The 16,037-nt window shown below is 65.5% G+C and carries 12 protein-coding genes; 7 read left to right on the top strand and 5 right to left on the bottom strand.

The annotated features are described in order from the left end of the window. Positions 1–63 precede the first annotated feature (63 nt). From AC1RRC_RS08540 to AC1RRC_RS08520, 5 genes are read left to right on the top strand one after another with little or no spacing between them, the layout of a single operon-like run. On the top strand, positions 64–1,431 hold the full coding sequence (locus AC1RRC_RS08540) for an SWIM zinc finger family protein (protein ID WP_493054859.1): 1,368 nt from the start codon (positions 64–66) through the stop codon (positions 1,429–1,431). Beyond that, complete coding sequence (locus AC1RRC_RS08535) at positions 1,428–3,032, top strand: DUF5691 domain-containing protein (protein WP_493054858.1); 1,605 nt, start codon at positions 1,428–1,430, stop codon at positions 3,030–3,032. Before AC1RRC_RS08540 ends, AC1RRC_RS08535 begins: the two co-directional genes overlap by 4 nt. Next, complete coding sequence (locus tag AC1RRC_RS08530) at positions 3,029–4,120, top strand: ATP-binding protein (protein ID WP_493054857.1); 1,092 nt, start codon at positions 3,029–3,031, stop codon at positions 4,118–4,120. Before AC1RRC_RS08535 ends, AC1RRC_RS08530 begins: the two co-directional genes overlap by 4 nt. Before the next feature lie 6 nt (positions 4,121–4,126). Then, positions 4,127–6,373 carry a DUF5682 family protein gene (locus tag AC1RRC_RS08525; protein ID WP_493054856.1) on the top strand — a complete coding sequence of 749 codons (2,247 nt, stop codon included), beginning with the start codon at positions 4,127–4,129 and terminating at the stop codon, positions 6,371–6,373. Further along, the gene (locus AC1RRC_RS08520) at positions 6,366–7,517 is read left to right on the top strand and encodes a VWA domain-containing protein (RefSeq protein ID WP_493054855.1); all 1,152 of its coding nucleotides are present in this window, start codon (positions 6,366–6,368) and stop codon (positions 7,515–7,517) included. Before AC1RRC_RS08525 ends, AC1RRC_RS08520 begins: the two co-directional genes overlap by 8 nt. A gap of 11 nt (positions 7,518–7,528) precedes the next feature. Here the strand turns inward: AC1RRC_RS08520 and AC1RRC_RS08515 are convergent, their stop codons facing one another. After that, positions 7,529–9,292, bottom strand: a complete 1,764-nt coding sequence (locus AC1RRC_RS08515) for an FAD-dependent oxidoreductase (protein ID WP_493054854.1) — start codon at positions 9,290–9,292, stop codon at positions 7,529–7,531. 129 nt (positions 9,293–9,421) lie between these two features. On the opposite strand from AC1RRC_RS08515, the gene AC1RRC_RS08510 reads away from it, so the two are divergent. Both AC1RRC_RS08510 and cysM read left to right on the top strand, forming a co-directional pair. After that, the gene (locus tag AC1RRC_RS08510; protein WP_493054853.1) at positions 9,422–9,982 is read left to right on the top strand and encodes a GNAT family N-acetyltransferase; all 561 of its coding nucleotides are present in this window, start codon (positions 9,422–9,424) and stop codon (positions 9,980–9,982) included. Positions 9,983–10,075: 93 nt separating this feature from the next. Beyond that, positions 10,076–10,978, top strand: a complete 903-nt coding sequence (cysM, locus tag AC1RRC_RS08505; RefSeq protein ID WP_493054852.1) for a cysteine synthase CysM — start codon at positions 10,076–10,078, stop codon at positions 10,976–10,978. Positions 10,979–11,099: 121 nt separating this feature from the next. On the opposite strand, the gene AC1RRC_RS08500 is transcribed toward cysM, so the two are convergent. The 4 genes from AC1RRC_RS08500 to AC1RRC_RS08485 all read right to left on the bottom strand — a co-directional run bounded on the left by AC1RRC_RS08500 (position 11,100) and on the right by AC1RRC_RS08485 (position 15,992). Then, the gene (locus tag AC1RRC_RS08500; RefSeq protein ID WP_493054851.1) at positions 11,100–11,420 is read right to left on the bottom strand and encodes a hypothetical protein; all 321 of its coding nucleotides are present in this window, start codon (positions 11,418–11,420) and stop codon (positions 11,100–11,102) included. A 458-nt stretch (positions 11,421–11,878) separates the two neighbouring features. Continuing rightward, positions 11,879–13,030, bottom strand: a complete 1,152-nt coding sequence (mltB, locus tag AC1RRC_RS08495; RefSeq protein ID WP_493054850.1) for a lytic murein transglycosylase B — start codon at positions 13,028–13,030, stop codon at positions 11,879–11,881. 8 nt (positions 13,031–13,038) lie between these two features. Continuing rightward, the gene (locus AC1RRC_RS08490) at positions 13,039–15,048 is read right to left on the bottom strand and encodes a transglutaminase TgpA family protein (RefSeq protein ID WP_493054849.1); all 2,010 of its coding nucleotides are present in this window, start codon (positions 15,046–15,048) and stop codon (positions 13,039–13,041) included. Then, on the bottom strand, positions 15,045–15,992 hold the full coding sequence (locus tag AC1RRC_RS08485; RefSeq protein WP_493055507.1) for a DUF58 domain-containing protein: 948 nt from the start codon (positions 15,990–15,992) through the stop codon (positions 15,045–15,047). Before AC1RRC_RS08485 ends, AC1RRC_RS08490 begins: the two co-directional genes overlap by 4 nt. Between the last annotated feature and the right edge of the window lie 45 nt (positions 15,993–16,037).

Here is a 16,037-nt window from a genome sequence, read left to right as displayed (position 1 = left end):
GATTCTTGTTGCGTCTCTTGATCTGTGGTAAAACATGGCATCTTTGCAACTCGCAAACCTGCTATGACTTTGACTGCGGATCAAATCCTCGCGCTGGCGCCGGATGCCAGTTCGGCCAAGGCCGGCAGCCAGCTGGCGCAGCCCGGCAAATGGGGCAACCTGGGCGCCGCCGCCGGGGTGCTGTGGGGGGAATGCCAGGGCAGTGGCAAAGACCCCTACCGCACGCAAATCGATTGTTCCGAACCCGCATTCAAGTGTTCCTGTCCCAGCCGTAAATTCCCGTGCAAGCATGGCTTGGGCCTGTACCTGTTGCATGCCGCACACGCCAGCCTGTTTGGCGGCGCCGAGCCGCCGCAATGGGTCCAGGACTGGCTGGAGGGAAGGCAGCAGCGCGCGGCGAAGAAGGACGAGAAAGCGGTCCGCGCCGCGGAACTGGCGGCGCGCGAACTGACACCGGAAGAAATCGAGGCGGCCGCCGCCCAGGCGCGCAAGCGCGAGGAAAAGCGCGATACCAAGGTCGCGCGCGGTCTCGACGAATTGCAGACCTGGTTGCAAGACCTGGCCAGGGAAGGCTGGGACGGCATGCGCAACCGTGGTCCAGGCGCATGGGAAACCATGGCGGCGCGCATGGTCGATGCCCAGGCGCCCGGCCTGGCGGCGTGGCTGCGGCGCACAGGCGCGCTGGCGTTCCAGTCGGACCTTGCGGGACGCGACGGGCAACTGGCGCGTGAACTGGCCGCGCTCTACCTGTTGACGGGCGCCTACCGCCGCATCGACAGCCTGCCGGCGCCGTTGCAGGCCGATGTGCGGATTTTGGCCGGGTGGACCGTCAGCCGCGACGACGTGCTGGCCCAGCCGGGTATCGCCGATTGCTGGCAAGTGCTGGCGCAAAGCCACACGGACGAAGACCGGGGGCGCAGCCGCGCCACGTGGCTGCGTGGCCTGGAGACAGGGCGCTGGGCGCTGTTGCTGCACTTTGCCGTCAACGGCCAGGGGTATGAACAGCCGCTGACCAGCGGCACCCAGTTCCGGGGCACGCTGCATTTTTACCCCGCTGCCTGGCCCCAGCGCGCGCTGCTGTCGGCACAGCAGGATTTGCAAGCCATCACCGCATTGCCGGCGCAGCCAGCGCTGGACCAGGCGCTGGAATCCTACGCCGATGCGCTGGCCGCCAATCCTTTCCTGGAGCGGTATCCTTTGGTGCTCGATGCCGTCACGCCACAGTTCGACGGCAGGCGGTGCACGCTGCGCAGTGCCGACGGCCGCGTATTGCCGCTGTCCCCCCTGGCAGGCGAACCCTGGCGCCTGCTGGCGTTGAGCGGCGGCCATCCGGTCGCCGTGACCGGTGTGTGGGATGGCCATGCGCTGCTACCGCTCAGCGTCTGGAGCGATGGTGGCTTGTTCACCCTCGAAAGCGAGCCGACCCCATGACCAGTACCTCCAATCTGGCCAGCCAGATCCACCAATTGCTGCAACTTGGCACGTCGCGCGCCGGTGGCGCGGCGTTGCAGGACAGCTGCATCCCCGCGCCGCTGCGCGCCCGGTTGCAAACGATGCCGGTGCAGTCGGAGGAAGAACGGCTGTGGCTGACGCTGGGGGCGCTGGATTTGTGGCAGCGCGCGGGACATGCGCCGGCATCTGCTGCCGGGGCGGCGGAGGCGCCCTGTGGCGGTGAAACGTTGCGCCCGTGTCCACCGGCCGCCGTGCGCGTGCTGGAACAATTGCTGCGCGATGTGCAGCCAGGTACGGCGCTGCGCGCCGAGTGGCTGCAATTGGCGGCCCGCCATGGCTGCCATGTGCCCGCCGCGCATTTGCCTGCCGTACTGGCGCTGGCGACGCGCCACCGCGAATTGCGCGATGCGGCGCTGCCGGTGTTGGGGGAGCGGGGGCAGTGGCTGGCGCGCCGGCATCCGGACTGGGGCTGGGGCGGCGGCGAAGCGCCGGACAGCATGGCCTTGTGGCAGACCGGCGACGCGGCCCAGCGCGTAGCGCTGCTGAAGACATGGCGGCGTAACGATCCGGCCGCGGCGAGGGCGGCGCTACAGGCGGACTGGGTGGCCGAGCCGCCGGAACTGCGGGCCGCCTTGCTGCCTTGCCTGGCCGTGAAGCTGGGCGTGGACGACGTGCCATTCCTGGAAACCGCGCTCGATGACAAGCGCAAGGAAGTGCGCGCGCAGGCCCAGGCGCTGCTGGCCGCGCTGCCGGCATCGCCGCTGGCGCAGCGGGTGCAGGCCCGCTTGACGCCGCTGCTGCGGCTGGAGCCGCATGTGGTCAAAGCCGACCGCCTGCGCATTACCTTGCCCGATAGCTGCGACAAGGCCATGCAGCGCGACGGCGCCGGCATGCTGGCGCATCCCGGCCTCGGGGAGAAGGCTGGATGGCTGGCAGACTTGGTGGCCGCCACGCCGCTGGCATATTGGCAAAACCTGGCCGGCGATCCGCACACCTGCGTGAAGCTGGCCGCCGCCACGGAATTTGAAGTGGCCCTGCTGCGGGGCTGGGCGCTGGCGGTTCGCCGCCAGGGGGCGGTCAACCCGGATGCGGAGTCCACGCAGGCCTGGTTGACCGCGCTGGCGCAGCGCTGGATACAAGGCGACTATACGCTGCGGCAGCACTATCCGCGCGACTTCTTCCAGCTGTTTTCCCTGTTGCCGGCGCAGCACACCCATGCCCTGCTGGCGTCGATGGCCGATGGCGCGCGCTGGGACGCGGCGGCCCTGCCGGTGCTGGAGTTGCTCGATACCGCCGCCGCCGGCATGGCGCCGGGCCACTGGCCCCATGCGTTGTCGGCCACCGTGGTGGCGGGCTTGCGCCAGGGTTTGCCGGCGCTGGCGCCGCACGCGTGGGCAGTGAAGGGCGCACTGCCGTCGCTGGCGATGGTGCTGGACCCGCGCGTGGCGGACAGTTACGCGCATGGCTGGCCGGAACAGGACGCGACGTGGCCCGACTGGGCCGACCACATAGGCCGATGGCTCGATACCTTGCGCTTCCGGCGCCAAATGACCCTTTCTTTCGAGGAGCAGACTTTATGACCGATACCGGCACCATCCTGCGCCAGCATGCCGAAACCCAGTACGCTTCCGAGCTGGAAGCGCTGGCCGCCATAGACCGGCGCCAGCGCCCGCCGCGCTGGAAGTTGTCGCCATGGGCGGTGGCGACTTACCTGCTGGGCGGCACGCTGGAAAACGGCGTGCAGATTTCGCCGAAATACATCGGCAATACGCGCGTGATTGAAATCGCGGTGGCGACCCTGGCGACCGATCGCGCCCTGTTGCTGCTGGGTGTGCCCGGCACCGCCAAGTCGTGGGTGTCGGAACACCTGGCCGCCGCCATCAGCGGCGATTCGGCGCTGATCGTGCAAGGCACGGCCGGCACCAGCGAGGAAGCGGTGCGTTATGGCTGGAACTATGCGCAATTGCTGGCCAAAGGCCCGTCGCTCGATGCCGTGGTGCCCAGCCCCATGATGCGCGCCATGCGCGACGGGAAAATCGCCCGGGTCGAAGAGTTGACGCGCATTCCCGGGGAAGTGCAGGACAGCCTGATCACGATCCTGTCGGAAAAGATGTTGCCGATTCCCGAGCTGGACGATGAAGTGCTGGCGCAAAAGGGCTTCAACGTGATCGCCACCGCCAATGACCGCGACCGTGGCGTCAATGAATTATCGAGCGCCTTGAAACGCCGCTTCAATACCGTGGTGTTGCCACCGCCGCGCACGGCCGACGAGGAAGTGCGCATCGTTGAAACCCGCGTGGCCAGCCTGGGCCGGGCGCTCGAACTGCCTGCCGAAAAGCCGGCGCTGGAAGAAATCCGCCGCATCGTGACCGTGTTCCGTGAATTGCGGGACGGCGTCACGACGGATGGCAAGACCAAGCTGAAAGGGTCGACCGGCAGCATGAGCACGGCGGAAGCGATTTCCGTCATCACCAATGGCATGTCGCTGGCCGCGCACTTTGGCGATGGCGTGCTGCGCGGCGCCGACCTGGCCGCCGGCATGGTGGGCGCGATCATCAAGGACCCGGTGCAGGACCGCGTGGCCATGCTGGAATACCTTGAAACCGTGGTCAAGGAACGGGAAGGGTGGAAAGACCTGTACCGCGCCTGCCGCGAAGTGATGAATTGACGCGGCATGGCAAGCGATAACGGCGTTCACCTGTTCGGCATCCGCCACCACGGGCCGGGTTGCGCGCGCAGCCTGGCGCAGGCGCTGCACGCGCTGCAGCCTGACTGCATCCTGATCGAAGGGCCGCCGGAGGGCGACGAACTGATTCCCTTCGTGGCGGACGAGGCCATGCAGCCGCCGCTGGCGCTGCTGGTGTATCTGCCGTCGGCGCCGCAGCATGCCGTGTTTTATCCGTATGCGGAGTTTTCGCCGGAATGGCAGGCATTGCGCCATGCGTGCGCGCACCAGGTGCCGGTGCGTTTTTGCGACTTGCCGCAGGCGCACCGCCTGCGGCCGGATGACGGCGGCGATGCGGAGCCCGCCGCAGCGGAGGACGCGCCGGCCCCGGCAAGGCGCGCCGACCCGCTGGCGTGGCTGGCGCAGGCAGCGGGGTACAGCGACAGTGAAACGTGGTGGGATCACCTGGTGGAACAGCGTGCGGACAGCCTGGATTTGTTTGCCGCCATTGAAGAAATGATGACGGTGGCGCGCGACGCCGCCGATGAACCGTTGCCGCTGCTGGAAAGCCGGCGCGAAGCGTATATGCGCAATACCATACGGCAGGCGCAAAAACAGGGTTATGAACGCATTGCCGTGGTGTGCGGCGCATGGCACGTGCCCGCGCTGGCCCGCATGCCGAGTGCAAAAAGCGATGCGGATCTGTTGAAAGGCATGCCGAAGGAGAAAACCGCCGCCACCTGGACGCCATGGAGTTATGGCCGGCTGGCGTTCCGCAGCGGGTATGGCGCCGGGGTGGAGGCGCCGGGCTGGTATCGCCATTTATGGACCCACCCGCAACAGGCCGGGCTGCGCTGGCTGACGCAGGTGGCCACCTTGCTGCGCCGGCACGACCTCGATGCATCGCCGGCGCAGGCGATTGAAGCCGCGCGCCTGGCGGATGCGCTGGCGGCGCTGCGTGACCGCCCCCGCGCCGGACTGGCGGAATTGCAGGAAGCCGTGCGCGCGGTCTTTTGCTACGACAGCGATGCACCGTTGCAGTTGATCCACTCCGCGCTGCTGGTCGATGACCGCCTGGGCAGCGTCCCGCCCGGCGTGCCGATGCTGCCGTTGCCGCAAGACGTGGCGGCCCAGCAAAAGCGCCTGCGCATGCCAGTGCGTGCCGACGACACGGCGCTGCAGCTGGATTTGCGGGAAGCGGCGCACCTGGAAAAGAGCGTGCTGTTGCACCGGCTGGCGTTGCTCGGTGTGAACTGGGGGAAGAGCGACCAGGCACGCGGCAAGAGCGGTACCTTCCACGAATGGTGGCGCCTGGCATGGGGGCCGGAATTTGCCGTGCGCCTGATCGAGGCGAACGTGTGGGGCGGCACCGTGCATCAAGCCGCCACCGCCTGTGCGCTGGAGCGCGCCGGGCGCGCCACGGCCTTGCCTGAATTGACAGCGCTGATCGGCCAGGTCTTGCTGGCCGATTTGCAGGGGGCGGTCGATGGCGTCATGGCGCGCGTGCAGGAAGTCAGCGCGCTGACACCGGACCTGGGCTTTATGCTGGAAGCCTTGCCGCCGCTGGCGAATGTGCTGCGCTACGGGAACGTGCGCAGCCATGGCAGCGATGCCACGATGAGCGCCGTGGCTGCCGTGGTCGATGGCCTGGTGGCGCGCATTTGCATCGCGCTGCCGCTGGGCGCGCGCGGACTGGCCGACGATGCGGCAGAGCAGTTGCTCAAGCGCCTGATCCCGGCCGACCAGGCGATCCGGCTGGTGCAGCGCGACGATTACCTGGAACAGTGGTTCGGCGCCCTGGCGCAAGCGGCCGTCGGACCGGCCCATGCGCTGGTGGCGGGGCGCTGCACCCGCATTTTGGCGGAGCAGGGCCATTGGGATATGGCGCGCGCCGCCGATTGCCTGGCGCTGAGCTGTTCGCACGGCGTGGCGCCACTGGCGGCGGCGCACTGGCTGGAAGGTTTCCTGCAAGGCAGCGGCGCGTTGCTGTTGCACCATGACCGCTTGTGGGAACTGGTCAGCGCGTGGCTGGACAGCCTGGCACCGGACGCTTTCATGGAATTGCTGCCGCTGCTGCGCCGTACCTTTGGCACGTTTGCCGCGCCGGAGCGGCGCGCGCTGGGCGAGCGTGCTGCCGGTGAGCGTGATGGCGGCGCGCCGCCGGTGGTTGCCGTGGCGGCCGATGAATCGCGCGCACTGCGCGTCTTGCCCGTGTTGGGCAGCATATTGGGGATCGCGGAGGGAACGCATGGCTGATCGTGGCGAACTGGCGCGCCGCTGGCGCCTCGTGCTGGGCGCCGCGCCCGATGAGGCGGCGGATACGCTGAACCTGGAAGACCTGGCGCTGGACCGCACGCTGGAAGCGCTGTACGGCGGTGAAGAGCGCAAAGGGGGGCTGGGTGGCTCGGCGCCCAGTGTGGCGCGCTGGCTGGGCGACATCCGCCAGTATTTCCCGTCGTCGGTGGTACAGGTGATGCAAAAGGATGCGCTGGACCGGCTGGGGCTACAGCAAATGCTGCTGGAACCGGAAATGCTGAAAGCCGTGGAGGCGGACGTGCACCTGGTGGCGACCCTGCTCAGCCTGAATCGCGTGATGCCCAACAAGACCAAGGCAACGGCGCGGCAAGTGGTGGCCAAAGTCGTGCAGGAACTGGAACGCCGCCTGGCGCAGCCTTTCCGCCAGGCCGTGGCGGGCAGCCTGAACCGCGCCACGCGCAATCACCGTCCCCGTCACAATGAAATCGACTGGCTGCGCACCATCCGCGCCAACCTGCGCCACTACCAGCCCGCGTACCGCACGGTGATCCCGGAAAAACGCATTGGCTTCGGGCGTAAAGGGCAAAGCTTGCGCGACATCGTGCTGTGCATCGACCAGAGCGGGTCGATGGCGCCGTCCGTGGTGTATGCCAGCGTGTTCGCGGCGGTGTTGGCCAGTATCAAGGCGGTCAGCACGTCGGTGGTGGTGTTCGATACGGCGGTGGTGGACTTGACGCCGCTGCTGGCTGATCCCGTTGATGTGCTGTTCGGCACCCAGTTGGGCGGCGGCACCGATATCAACCGCGCACTGGCGTATTGCCAGGGCCTCGTCACGCGGCCGCAGGACACGATTTCCGTGCTGATCAGCGACCTGTATGAAGGCGGCAATAACCGCGAGATGCTGCAGCGTGCGCAGGCGCTGGTGGCCAGCGGCGTGCAGGTCATCGTGCTGCTGGCGCTCGATGACCGGGGGGCGCCGGCCTATGACCACCGCAACGCGGCACAGTTGGCCGCGATGGGCGTGCCTTGCTTTGCCTGCACGCCGGACTTGTTCCCGGATCTGATGGCGGCCGCGATCCGGCGCAATAACCTGGACCAGTGGGCGGCGCAAGCCGGCATTGTGGCCGCCGGCAAGGTGGCATAAGCGGTCAGCGCTCAGCGTTCGCGCGGCAAATTCGCCAGGAACGCGTGGATCTGCGCCACCACCGCCGCCCCTTCACCGACCGCCGCCGCCACCCGCTTGGTGGAATGGGCCCGCACGTCGCCAATCGCAAACACGCCCGGCACCGAGGTTTCCAGCGCGGCCCGCACCGGCAAATCCGGCGGATAGACGCCGCTGTCGAAGTTGGCGCGGCACTGCGCCTTCGCCACGTCAAAGCCGGTGCGGATAAACCCTTTATCGTCGACATCCACGCCGCAATCATGCAGCCAGCCTGTATTCGGATCGGCGCCGATGAACAGGAACACGTGGCGCACCGGGTAATGGCATTCCTCGCCGGTTTCACTGCAGCGTATCGACACGTGCCGCAGGCCGTCTTCGTCATCGCCATCGAGCGCGGTGATTTCACTGTGCGTATGCAATTCGATATTCGACGTGGCTTCGATGCGTTCGATCAGGTAGCTCGACATGGTGGCGGCCAGTCCCGGACCGCGCACCAGCATGTGCACCTTGGCCGCATGGCCGGACAGGAACACGGCGGCCTGGCCGGCGGAATTGCCGCCGCCGACCAGTACGATTTCCTCGGTCTTGCACAGCTTGGCCTCGATCGGCGAGGCCCAGTAATACACGCCGCGTCCCTCAAACTGTTTCAGGTTCGGCAGGCCGGGACGGCGGTAGCGCGCGCCGCAGGACAGCACCACGGTCTTCGCCTGCAGGCGCTGCAGGCTGCCGCACATTTCCACCTGCAGCGGATAGGTGTCGCAGATCAGGCGTCCGGCCGGCGCGGGGATGGCAATCTCGACGCCGAATTTTTGCGATTGCACGTAGGCGCGGCCCGCCAGCGCGCCGCCGGAAATCCCGGTCGGGAAGCCCAGGTAGTTTTCAATCCGCGCGCTGGCCGCCGCCTGGCCGCCAAAGGCCCGCGTCTCCAGCGCCAGCACCGACAAGCCTTCGGAGGCCGCATACACGGCCGTTGCCAGCCCCGCCGGTCCGGCGCCGACGACGATCACGTCCCACACTTTGCTTGATGACAGTTCCGGCAGCATGCCGAGGCAGCGCCCCAGTTCCACATTGGTCGGGTTCTTTTTCACGCTGCCGTCCGGACACACCACCAGCGGCAATTCTTCCGGGCGGGGGCTGTAATGTTCACACAGCGCGGCGGCCTGCTTGTCCGTTTTCGGATCAAGCACCGTGTGCGGATAGCCATTGGACGACAGCCAGCTTTGCAGGTTATGCAGGCAGGAATTGCTCGGGGGACCCACCAGCACGGGACCGCCGGAATTCACTTCGATCAGTCCCACGCGGCGCAGGATCAGCGCCCGCACGATGCGCTCGCCCAGCTCGGCTTCCGCAATCACCAGCGCGCGCAATTGGTCGGAGGGGATGGCCAGCACTTCCACATCGCCCACGGCGTCGCCATTGACGAGGGAAGGGCGGCCCGACAGCTGGCCCACTTCCGCGCCGAATTCGCCGGGGCCGTGCTCCACGATGGGCGAGGTGTTGCCCAGGCCGTCGTAGCGGCTGATCGCGACCTTGCCTTTCAAGACCACCATCATGCCGAAGTTGGTGCGCCCCGCTTCATACAGCCGCTCGCCGTCGCGGAAGTGGCGGATCACGCCGAACCGGTGCAGGCGGCGGATTTCATGCTCATTCAGCTTCGGAAACATCTGGTGCCGGCGTGACGCCAGGTTGCCAAGGGATGCGGCGACGGGGTCGAGCGAAGACTGCTCGGGAGTGAAATCTGTGCTGTCGGTGGCCATGGAATTTCCGTATCGGATGGAGGTGACTGAGTTCACATTTCCCGGACAGTCTAGCGTATTTATCCGGCCCAAGTCCCATTTTCCCGGGGCGCTGCTACAATCAATCGTTACCTTTTATCCCACACTTCCATGCCCGCAGACAGCAGCCACCATCCGTCGATCCGGCCGGTCAGCCCGGATGAATTGCCGGACTTTTTCCGCTACCTGAACGAGCACCTGAAAGACAACGGGATCAATGGCGCGCCGCTGTTCCAGCCGATGCCGCGCGAACGTTCATCGTTCCCGCAAGATAAGGAAACCGCCTTTTCACGCGGCATGCGCACGCCGGTGGGCGACGCGGGCTGGCGCCGCGCCTGGGTGGCGCAGGGCACGGAGACCATCCTGGGTCACGTCGATTTGCGTGCGCGCCCAGAAAGCGGCGCCGCGCACCGCGCGCTGCTGGGCATGGGCGTGCACCGGCTGGCGCGCCGCCGTGGCTTGGGCGGGGTGCTGATCGCGTCCGCGCTGGCCTGGGCGCGCAGCGCCACCACCCTGGAATGGATCGATCTGGAAGTATTGAGCGTGAATGAACCCGCGCTGGGCCTGTACCGCAAGGCCGGCTTCCGCCAGACCGGGGAAATTGCCGACATGTTCCGGATCGATGGCGAACAGCTGGCCTATACGCTGATGTCCCTGAAATTAAGCCGCTAGGTGGCGCCAATGCGCCTGGCGCGCGGGGCGGTCCGGGCATAGTTGGCCGTCTCGGATTACAATGGTCGTTTTGCTTACTAACGACAGAACACGATGGCTTACAAGACTATTGCCGATACGATCGGCAACACGCCGCTGGTTCAACTGGTGCGCATCCCCGGAGCGGATGCAGCGGCGCGTGGCAACATCATCCTTGGCAAACTCGAAGGCAACAATCCGGCTGGTTCCGTCAAGGACCGCGCCGCCATGTCGATGCTGCGCCGCGCGGAAGAACGGGGCGACATCAAGCCGGGCGATACGCTGATCGAAGCGACGTCCGGCAATACCGGCATCGCGCTGGCCATGGCGGCCGCCATCCGTGGCTACAAAATGCTGTTGCTGATGCCGGAAAACCAGAGTGAAGAACGGCGCCAGGCGATGGCGGCCTATGGCGCGCAAATCCTGCTGACGCCGAAGACCGGCGGCATGGAATATGCGCGCGACCTGGCCGAGCAAATGCAAAAGGATGGCAAAGGCATCATCCTCGACCAGTTCGCCAATGGCGACAACCCGCGCGCCCACGTGGAAGGCACGGGCCCGGAAATCTGGCGCGACACCGACGGCAAGATCACGCACTTCGTCAGCGCCATGGGCACCACCGGCACCATCATGGGCGTGTCACAATACCTGAAACAGCAAAACGAACAGATCCGCATCATTGGCGCGCAACCGGAAGAGGGGTCGCAAATCGCCGGCATCCGCAAATGGCCGGAAGCTTACCTGCCGAAGATTTACGACAAGGCGCGGGTGGATCAGATCGAGTATGTGACGCAGGCTGCCGCTGAGCGCATGGCGCGCCGTCTGGCTGCGGAGGAAGGCATCTTCTGCGGGATTTCGGCAGCAGGCGCCTGTGAAATTGCGTTGCGGATTTCGCAGACCGTGGAAAATGCCACGATCGTCTTCGTCGTGTGCGACCGGGGTGACCGTTACCTGTCAACCGGCGTGTTCCCGGCTTGAGTTGCCCGTGCCTGATACCGGTGCCTGATACCGGCGGTGTCAGGTACCGCTGGCTAATGGGATAGCCACATGGTTGGCTTCCCTCCTCGCCAGAGGAGGGATTCAGCCAGTGGCTGACGCATCAACCCTGGTTTTGCGAGCCTGGGTTTTCGCCTTCTTTTGGTTTGAACTGCTTGTCGCTGATGCGGAACTTGTTGCGGCGGTCGCCCATCAGGTAGCGCAGGTCACGGATCGACAGGTCGCTGACTTCGTGCATGCGGATCAGCAGCGAAGCGCCCACCGGCAGGCGGTGGTGGCGGATTTTACTGATGACCGGCGGCGCGACTTCCAATGCGCGCGACAGGGCGGCATCGTTTTTCAGGCGCAGGTTTTCAATCAGCGTGTCGAGCAGGCGATTCGGATTGTATTGCAGCAGGTCATCGCCTTCCGAATCGTTGTTCATATCAATTCCGACTTGGTTTGTCATGATTCGTCTGTTCCTTGTAAAGTTTGTCCTGCAAAGTTGAAACACTCGGAGCCTGCGGCCATGTTCCTCCTTACTTGGGAACGTTTACACACGGACGGAATTCCGAAATAACAAGTTTCATAATATATACACAATTGTACAACATCAAGCAATCTCATACTCACGAGCAATAAAACTAACAGTGTCGCATGTTGTCCGACTGCAACAATGTGTGAGAATTAAGACCGATTGCTTGTGGTAGCATGCCTGCGCAGATCCCGCATCCGCATTTATCTTTTGGATAAAGTTGAGTATACGGCAAAAAGCGTTGTCATTGCCACACGATACGAAGCATGCCGTGTTTCCAAGTATCAACTATACAATAGCTGCCACTGAGCAAGATTTCAAGCCAATTTACGCAAGCTTACATCAACGCAACTTTGTGACACATGGGATCATGAAGCGCCGCCCCGGGCTGTCCGGATCGCGCGGCCCAGTTCCACCACGGACATGGCATAGAAATAGCTGCGGTTATATTGCGTAATTGCATAGAAGTTATTCGTGGCGAGCCAGAATTCCGTTGCCTCGGCGCCGTTTTGCAAGTCCACCAGGCCAAATAACATCCCCGGCGGTAACGACGATGTGGTGACGATTCCGTCCGCCATCAAGTCTTGCTGGCGGAATTTGGCTTCCAGTCCCTGGTTGATATAGCGCGTCCACTGGCCGGTGGACGACACCGTGGCGGGATAGGCCAGCGGTCCCGCATCGTCGCGGCGCCAGCCGTGCGCCACCAGGAAGGCCGCGACGCTGCCGATGGCGTCAATCGCGGAACTGCGCAAATCAATCTTGCCGTCGCCATCGAAGTCCACCGCATATTTCATGATGTTGCTAGGCATAAACTGCGGCAAGCCGACGGCGCCCGCATACGACCCTTGCAGCGAGAACGGATCGATGCCGGCCTGGCGGGCATAGACCAGCGTGCTTTCCAGTTCGTTGCGGAAGAACTCCATGCGGGCGGCGCGCTGCGGCGCCAGCGGGTAGGCAAAGGCCAGGGTGGCCAGCGCATCGACGACACGGAACCGGCCGGTATTGGCGCCATAAATGGTTTCCACGCCAATAATGCCGACAATGATGTCGGCCGGCACGCCATACAGCGCTTCGGCGCGCGCCAGCGCATCGCGGTTGTCATTCCAGAAGCGCACGCCGCCATTGATACGGCTCGATTCGATGAACATTTGCCGGTAGGCTTGCCAATTCTTGGGCTTGCCGGGCGGCGCGGGTTTCATCAATTGCACCGCCGCATCGACATAGCGGGCCTTGGCGATGGTGGCTTCCAGTTCGGCCCGGTCGAAGCCCTGGCGCACGGCCAGGTCATCGAGGAATTGCCGGACTTCTTTCCACTGGCCGAAGTTGACGAATTCCCCGTCGTAATCAATCGGGGCTTTTTTGGGCGCGGGCGGCGACTTGGTTTTCTTCTTGGCCGCCTTGGCCTTGCTGGCCTTGGCGGGTTTGTCCTGGGCCGCGTGGGAGGCGGAGGGGAACGCCAGGCCGGCCAGCGCCAGCGCCAGCGCCAGCAAGCAGGAAGAGGTGCAAGTACGCAGTTTCATCAGTTCAATCAGTTCTTTAACTCGTTCAATAATGCGTTCAGCCTTGCGGCGGACGCGGTCTGCGTGACGTCAGGCCGTCCATATTTGAGCTTGCCATACAATTCAAGAAAGCTGCGCATGGCAGCTTTCTTTGCCTCCGGGAGTGCCAGCTCCTGCAAGCGCAACGCATAGCTGTGCGGCCCTTCATCCGGCAAGCGTTCCCGGCCCCGTTTCGCCATCATGCGGCAAAACACGTCGTACGCGGCGTCGACCGGATCCTGTGCCGCGCGCCCCCGCAGCCTGCGCCACAGCCAAGCCAGCGCTACGATGGCCGCCAGTCCGGCCGCGCCGCGCCAGTTGAAAAAGCCGAAACTTAATTCTTCAAGGAAACTGCGCTGCCTGTCGGGATTGTAATCGAGGACCCACTGGTTCCAGGCATTATTCAATGCATTGATGCTAAAACGGAGTTGCGACAGCCACGAATCGGGGTTGTTGCGCAAGCCGATCAAGCCATCGAGGCCAAAGGGCGCGGTTTGCGGCAAGCTGCGCGCCAGGTTGTGCTCGATGCGCTCCGGCGCCACCGCCGCGGTCGGGTCGATCCGCACCCAGCCCCGCTGGGGCAGCCAGACTTCCGCCCACGCATGGGCATCGGACTGGCGCACCGTCAGGTAGCCATCCACCGGGTTCAATTCGCCGCCCTGGTAGCCATTGACCACGCGGGCGGGAATGCCCATGGCCCGCATCAAGACGGTAAACGCCGCCGCGTAATGTTCGCAAAAGCCGGCCCGGGTACTGAACAGGAAGTCATCGACCGTGTTGCGGCCCAGCGGTGGCGGTTCCAGTGTGTAGCGGAACTGTTCGCGGCGGAACATCGCCAGCACCGCCTGGGCCGACGCGGCGGGATTGCCGGGCCGCTGCAGCGATTGCGCCAGCGCCAGTGCGCGCGGGTTGTAGCCAGGCGGCAGGCGCAGCCACCTGGCCAGGCGCTCCGGCGGCAAGCTTGCCTGCCACTGATGGCGGACCCAGGCGCGCGCACTGTAGCGCAGGCGCTCGTGCACCGGCAGGCGGGCGGTCAATTCCAGTTCGTCGCTGGCGATGAGGCCGCCCGGCAAGTGAAAATCCGGCGCCGTCAGCTCCAGGCTGAACAGCCAGCGCTTGCTGGTCGGCTCCAGCGTGATGTCATGCCTGAGCGCGTCGCCTTCGACCTGGATGGTCAGATCTTGCAAGCTTTCGCCCGTGGCGTACAGCGGGCGGCTGCCGCGAGTCCAGGTTTTGCCGTCGAACTCGGACAAGACGATGCCACGCCAGTACAGGCTCGATTGCGGCGGCGGCGCGCCAGCGAAGCGGACGCGGAAAGCGATTTCTTCCGACAGCGCCAGGCTGGACAAGGAGCCGGGCGACATGGTGTCGGACATGCCGCTCTTGCCGCCGCGCGCATCGCCCGGCAAACCCCACAGCGGCCCCTGGAAGCGGGGGAAGGCAATAAACAGGAATACCGCCAGCGGCGTGGCGATCAGGAAGATGCGGCCGGTTTCGCGCAGGCGGCGGCCCAGCGGTGGAACGGTGCCGGTGTACTGGAACGTCATCAGGGTGGCCAGCAGCACCACCACGGTGGCGGCCATCAGCACCGCCATCCAGATCGCCTGCGTATAAAAGAAAGTGGTCAGCAACATGAAGAAGCTGAGGAAAATCACCACGAACAAATCGCGCCGCGCGTGCATTTCCAGCAGCTTGAAGGCCAGCAGCAGCGCCAGCATGGCAACGCCGGCGTCGCGCCCCAGCAAAGTCCGGTAACTGGCGTAGACCCCGGCCATGGCGGCCAGTGAAACCGGCAGCAAGAGCCACAGCGGCGGCATGCGCTTGCCGCGCCACGTGATGGCGGCGCGCCAGGCCAGCGTACCGAGCACCACGGCGCTGGTCCACAACGGCAAATGGCCCATGTGCGGCGCCAGCACCAGCAGCGCCGCCGCCAGCAGCAGCAAGGTGTCGGCCTTGTCGCGCGGCAGCGGCCCGGAGCGCAGGCGGGACAGGGCGCTCACAGTTCCTCCGTGCCATACAGCGCCAGCGCCCGCAGGCAGGCGGCGCGGTGCGCATCGCCCTGGGCGGGGCCGAGGTTGCGCCCGCCGATGCGCAGCGCGTAGGGCAGCGCCCGGGCTTCCGCGTCCAGCACCCAGCGCGTCAGCCGCGCCAGCCGCATGTCCACGTCGAGGCTGGGCGGCAGCGCCGTGAAATCCAGCAAGATGTCGGACACCGCGCCGCCTTCGAAATGCTTGGTGGTCAGTTGCCCGCCCAGCGCCGGATCGAGCCGGGCGATCTGGCGCCACGCCAGGTGGCGCATGGGGTCGCCCGGCTGGTAGCTGCGGATGCCGGCAAAGTTATCCAGGCCCACGGTGCCATGGCCATCTTCGCTGGCCGCGCCGCTCATGGGCAGCGGCGGCGCGTCGGTTTCCGGCGCGGGGTAGACCAGCACGCGCAAGTCCGGCTGCCAGTAACTCCACGCGCGGAACAGGCCCAGTGGAAAGCGCGTGACCAGCCGCACGCGCGGCGCCGCCAGCCAGCCGCGCCCCTCGGTGGCCGCCGCCAGGGTCACGGACGCGCTGGTGCCGGCCCCAGCATCGATCGCATGGCGGGGTTCGCCGTCATGCAAAAAGCCCAGCAGGATGGCATAGCGGTCGCGCGGCGTATCGTTATGGACGTGCAGTTCGAATTGCGCTTCCTGGCCGGAAAACACCGGCTGGGCGCGGCCCGCCGACAGCCGCAGCAGCGCCAGGTTTTTCGCGGTCATGACCATGTCCGCCACGGCGCAGGCCGCCGTGAAAAACGTCAGCGCAAAGCCCAGGCCCAGCGAGTAATTGATGGCCCCGATCAGCATCACCAGCAGCAAGCCCGCAAACGCCAGGCCGGGCCGGGTCGGCACGATGAAGACGCGCCGCATCACCAGCACCACGTGGCCCGGTTCACGGTCTTTCAGCTGGAACAGCATGGAATTGACGAGGCGGCGCAGCGGCAGGGTGAGTGGCGTCGCCAG

This window comes from Pseudoduganella sp. GW821-FHT12E03 (genome assembly GCF_058807115.1).
This window is presented reverse-complemented; position numbering and strand designations above follow the sequence as displayed.

Bases quoted from the DNA above. Each gene is read 5' to 3' on its own strand.
- mltB (WP_493054850.1), bottom strand. From the start codon at position 13,030: ATGAAACTGCGTACTTGCACCTCTTCCTGCTTGCTGGCGCTGGCGCTG.
- AC1RRC_RS08520 (WP_493054855.1), top strand. From the start codon at position 6,366: ATGGCTGATCGTGGCGAACTGGCGCGCCGCTGGCGCCTCGTGCTGGGC.
- AC1RRC_RS08535 (WP_493054858.1), top strand. From the start codon at position 1,428: ATGACCAGTACCTCCAATCTGGCCAGCCAGATCCACCAATTGCTGCAA.
- AC1RRC_RS08540 (WP_493054859.1), top strand. From the start codon at position 64: ATGACTTTGACTGCGGATCAAATCCTCGCGCTGGCGCCGGATGCCAGT.
- AC1RRC_RS08530 (WP_493054857.1), top strand. From the start codon at position 3,029: ATGACCGATACCGGCACCATCCTGCGCCAGCATGCCGAAACCCAGTAC.
- AC1RRC_RS08500 (WP_493054851.1), bottom strand. From the start codon at position 11,420: ATGAACAACGATTCGGAAGGCGATGACCTGCTGCAATACAATCCGAAT.
- AC1RRC_RS08485 (WP_493055507.1), bottom strand. From the start codon at position 15,992: ATGCTGTTCCAGCTGAAAGACCGTGAACCGGGCCACGTGGTGCTGGTG.
- AC1RRC_RS08515 (WP_493054854.1), bottom strand. From the start codon at position 9,292: ATGGCCACCGACAGCACAGATTTCACTCCCGAGCAGTCTTCGCTCGAC.
- cysM (WP_493054852.1), top strand. From the start codon at position 10,076: ATGGCTTACAAGACTATTGCCGATACGATCGGCAACACGCCGCTGGTT.
- AC1RRC_RS08525 (WP_493054856.1), top strand. From the start codon at position 4,127: ATGGCAAGCGATAACGGCGTTCACCTGTTCGGCATCCGCCACCACGGG.
- AC1RRC_RS08510 (WP_493054853.1), top strand. From the start codon at position 9,422: ATGCCCGCAGACAGCAGCCACCATCCGTCGATCCGGCCGGTCAGCCCG.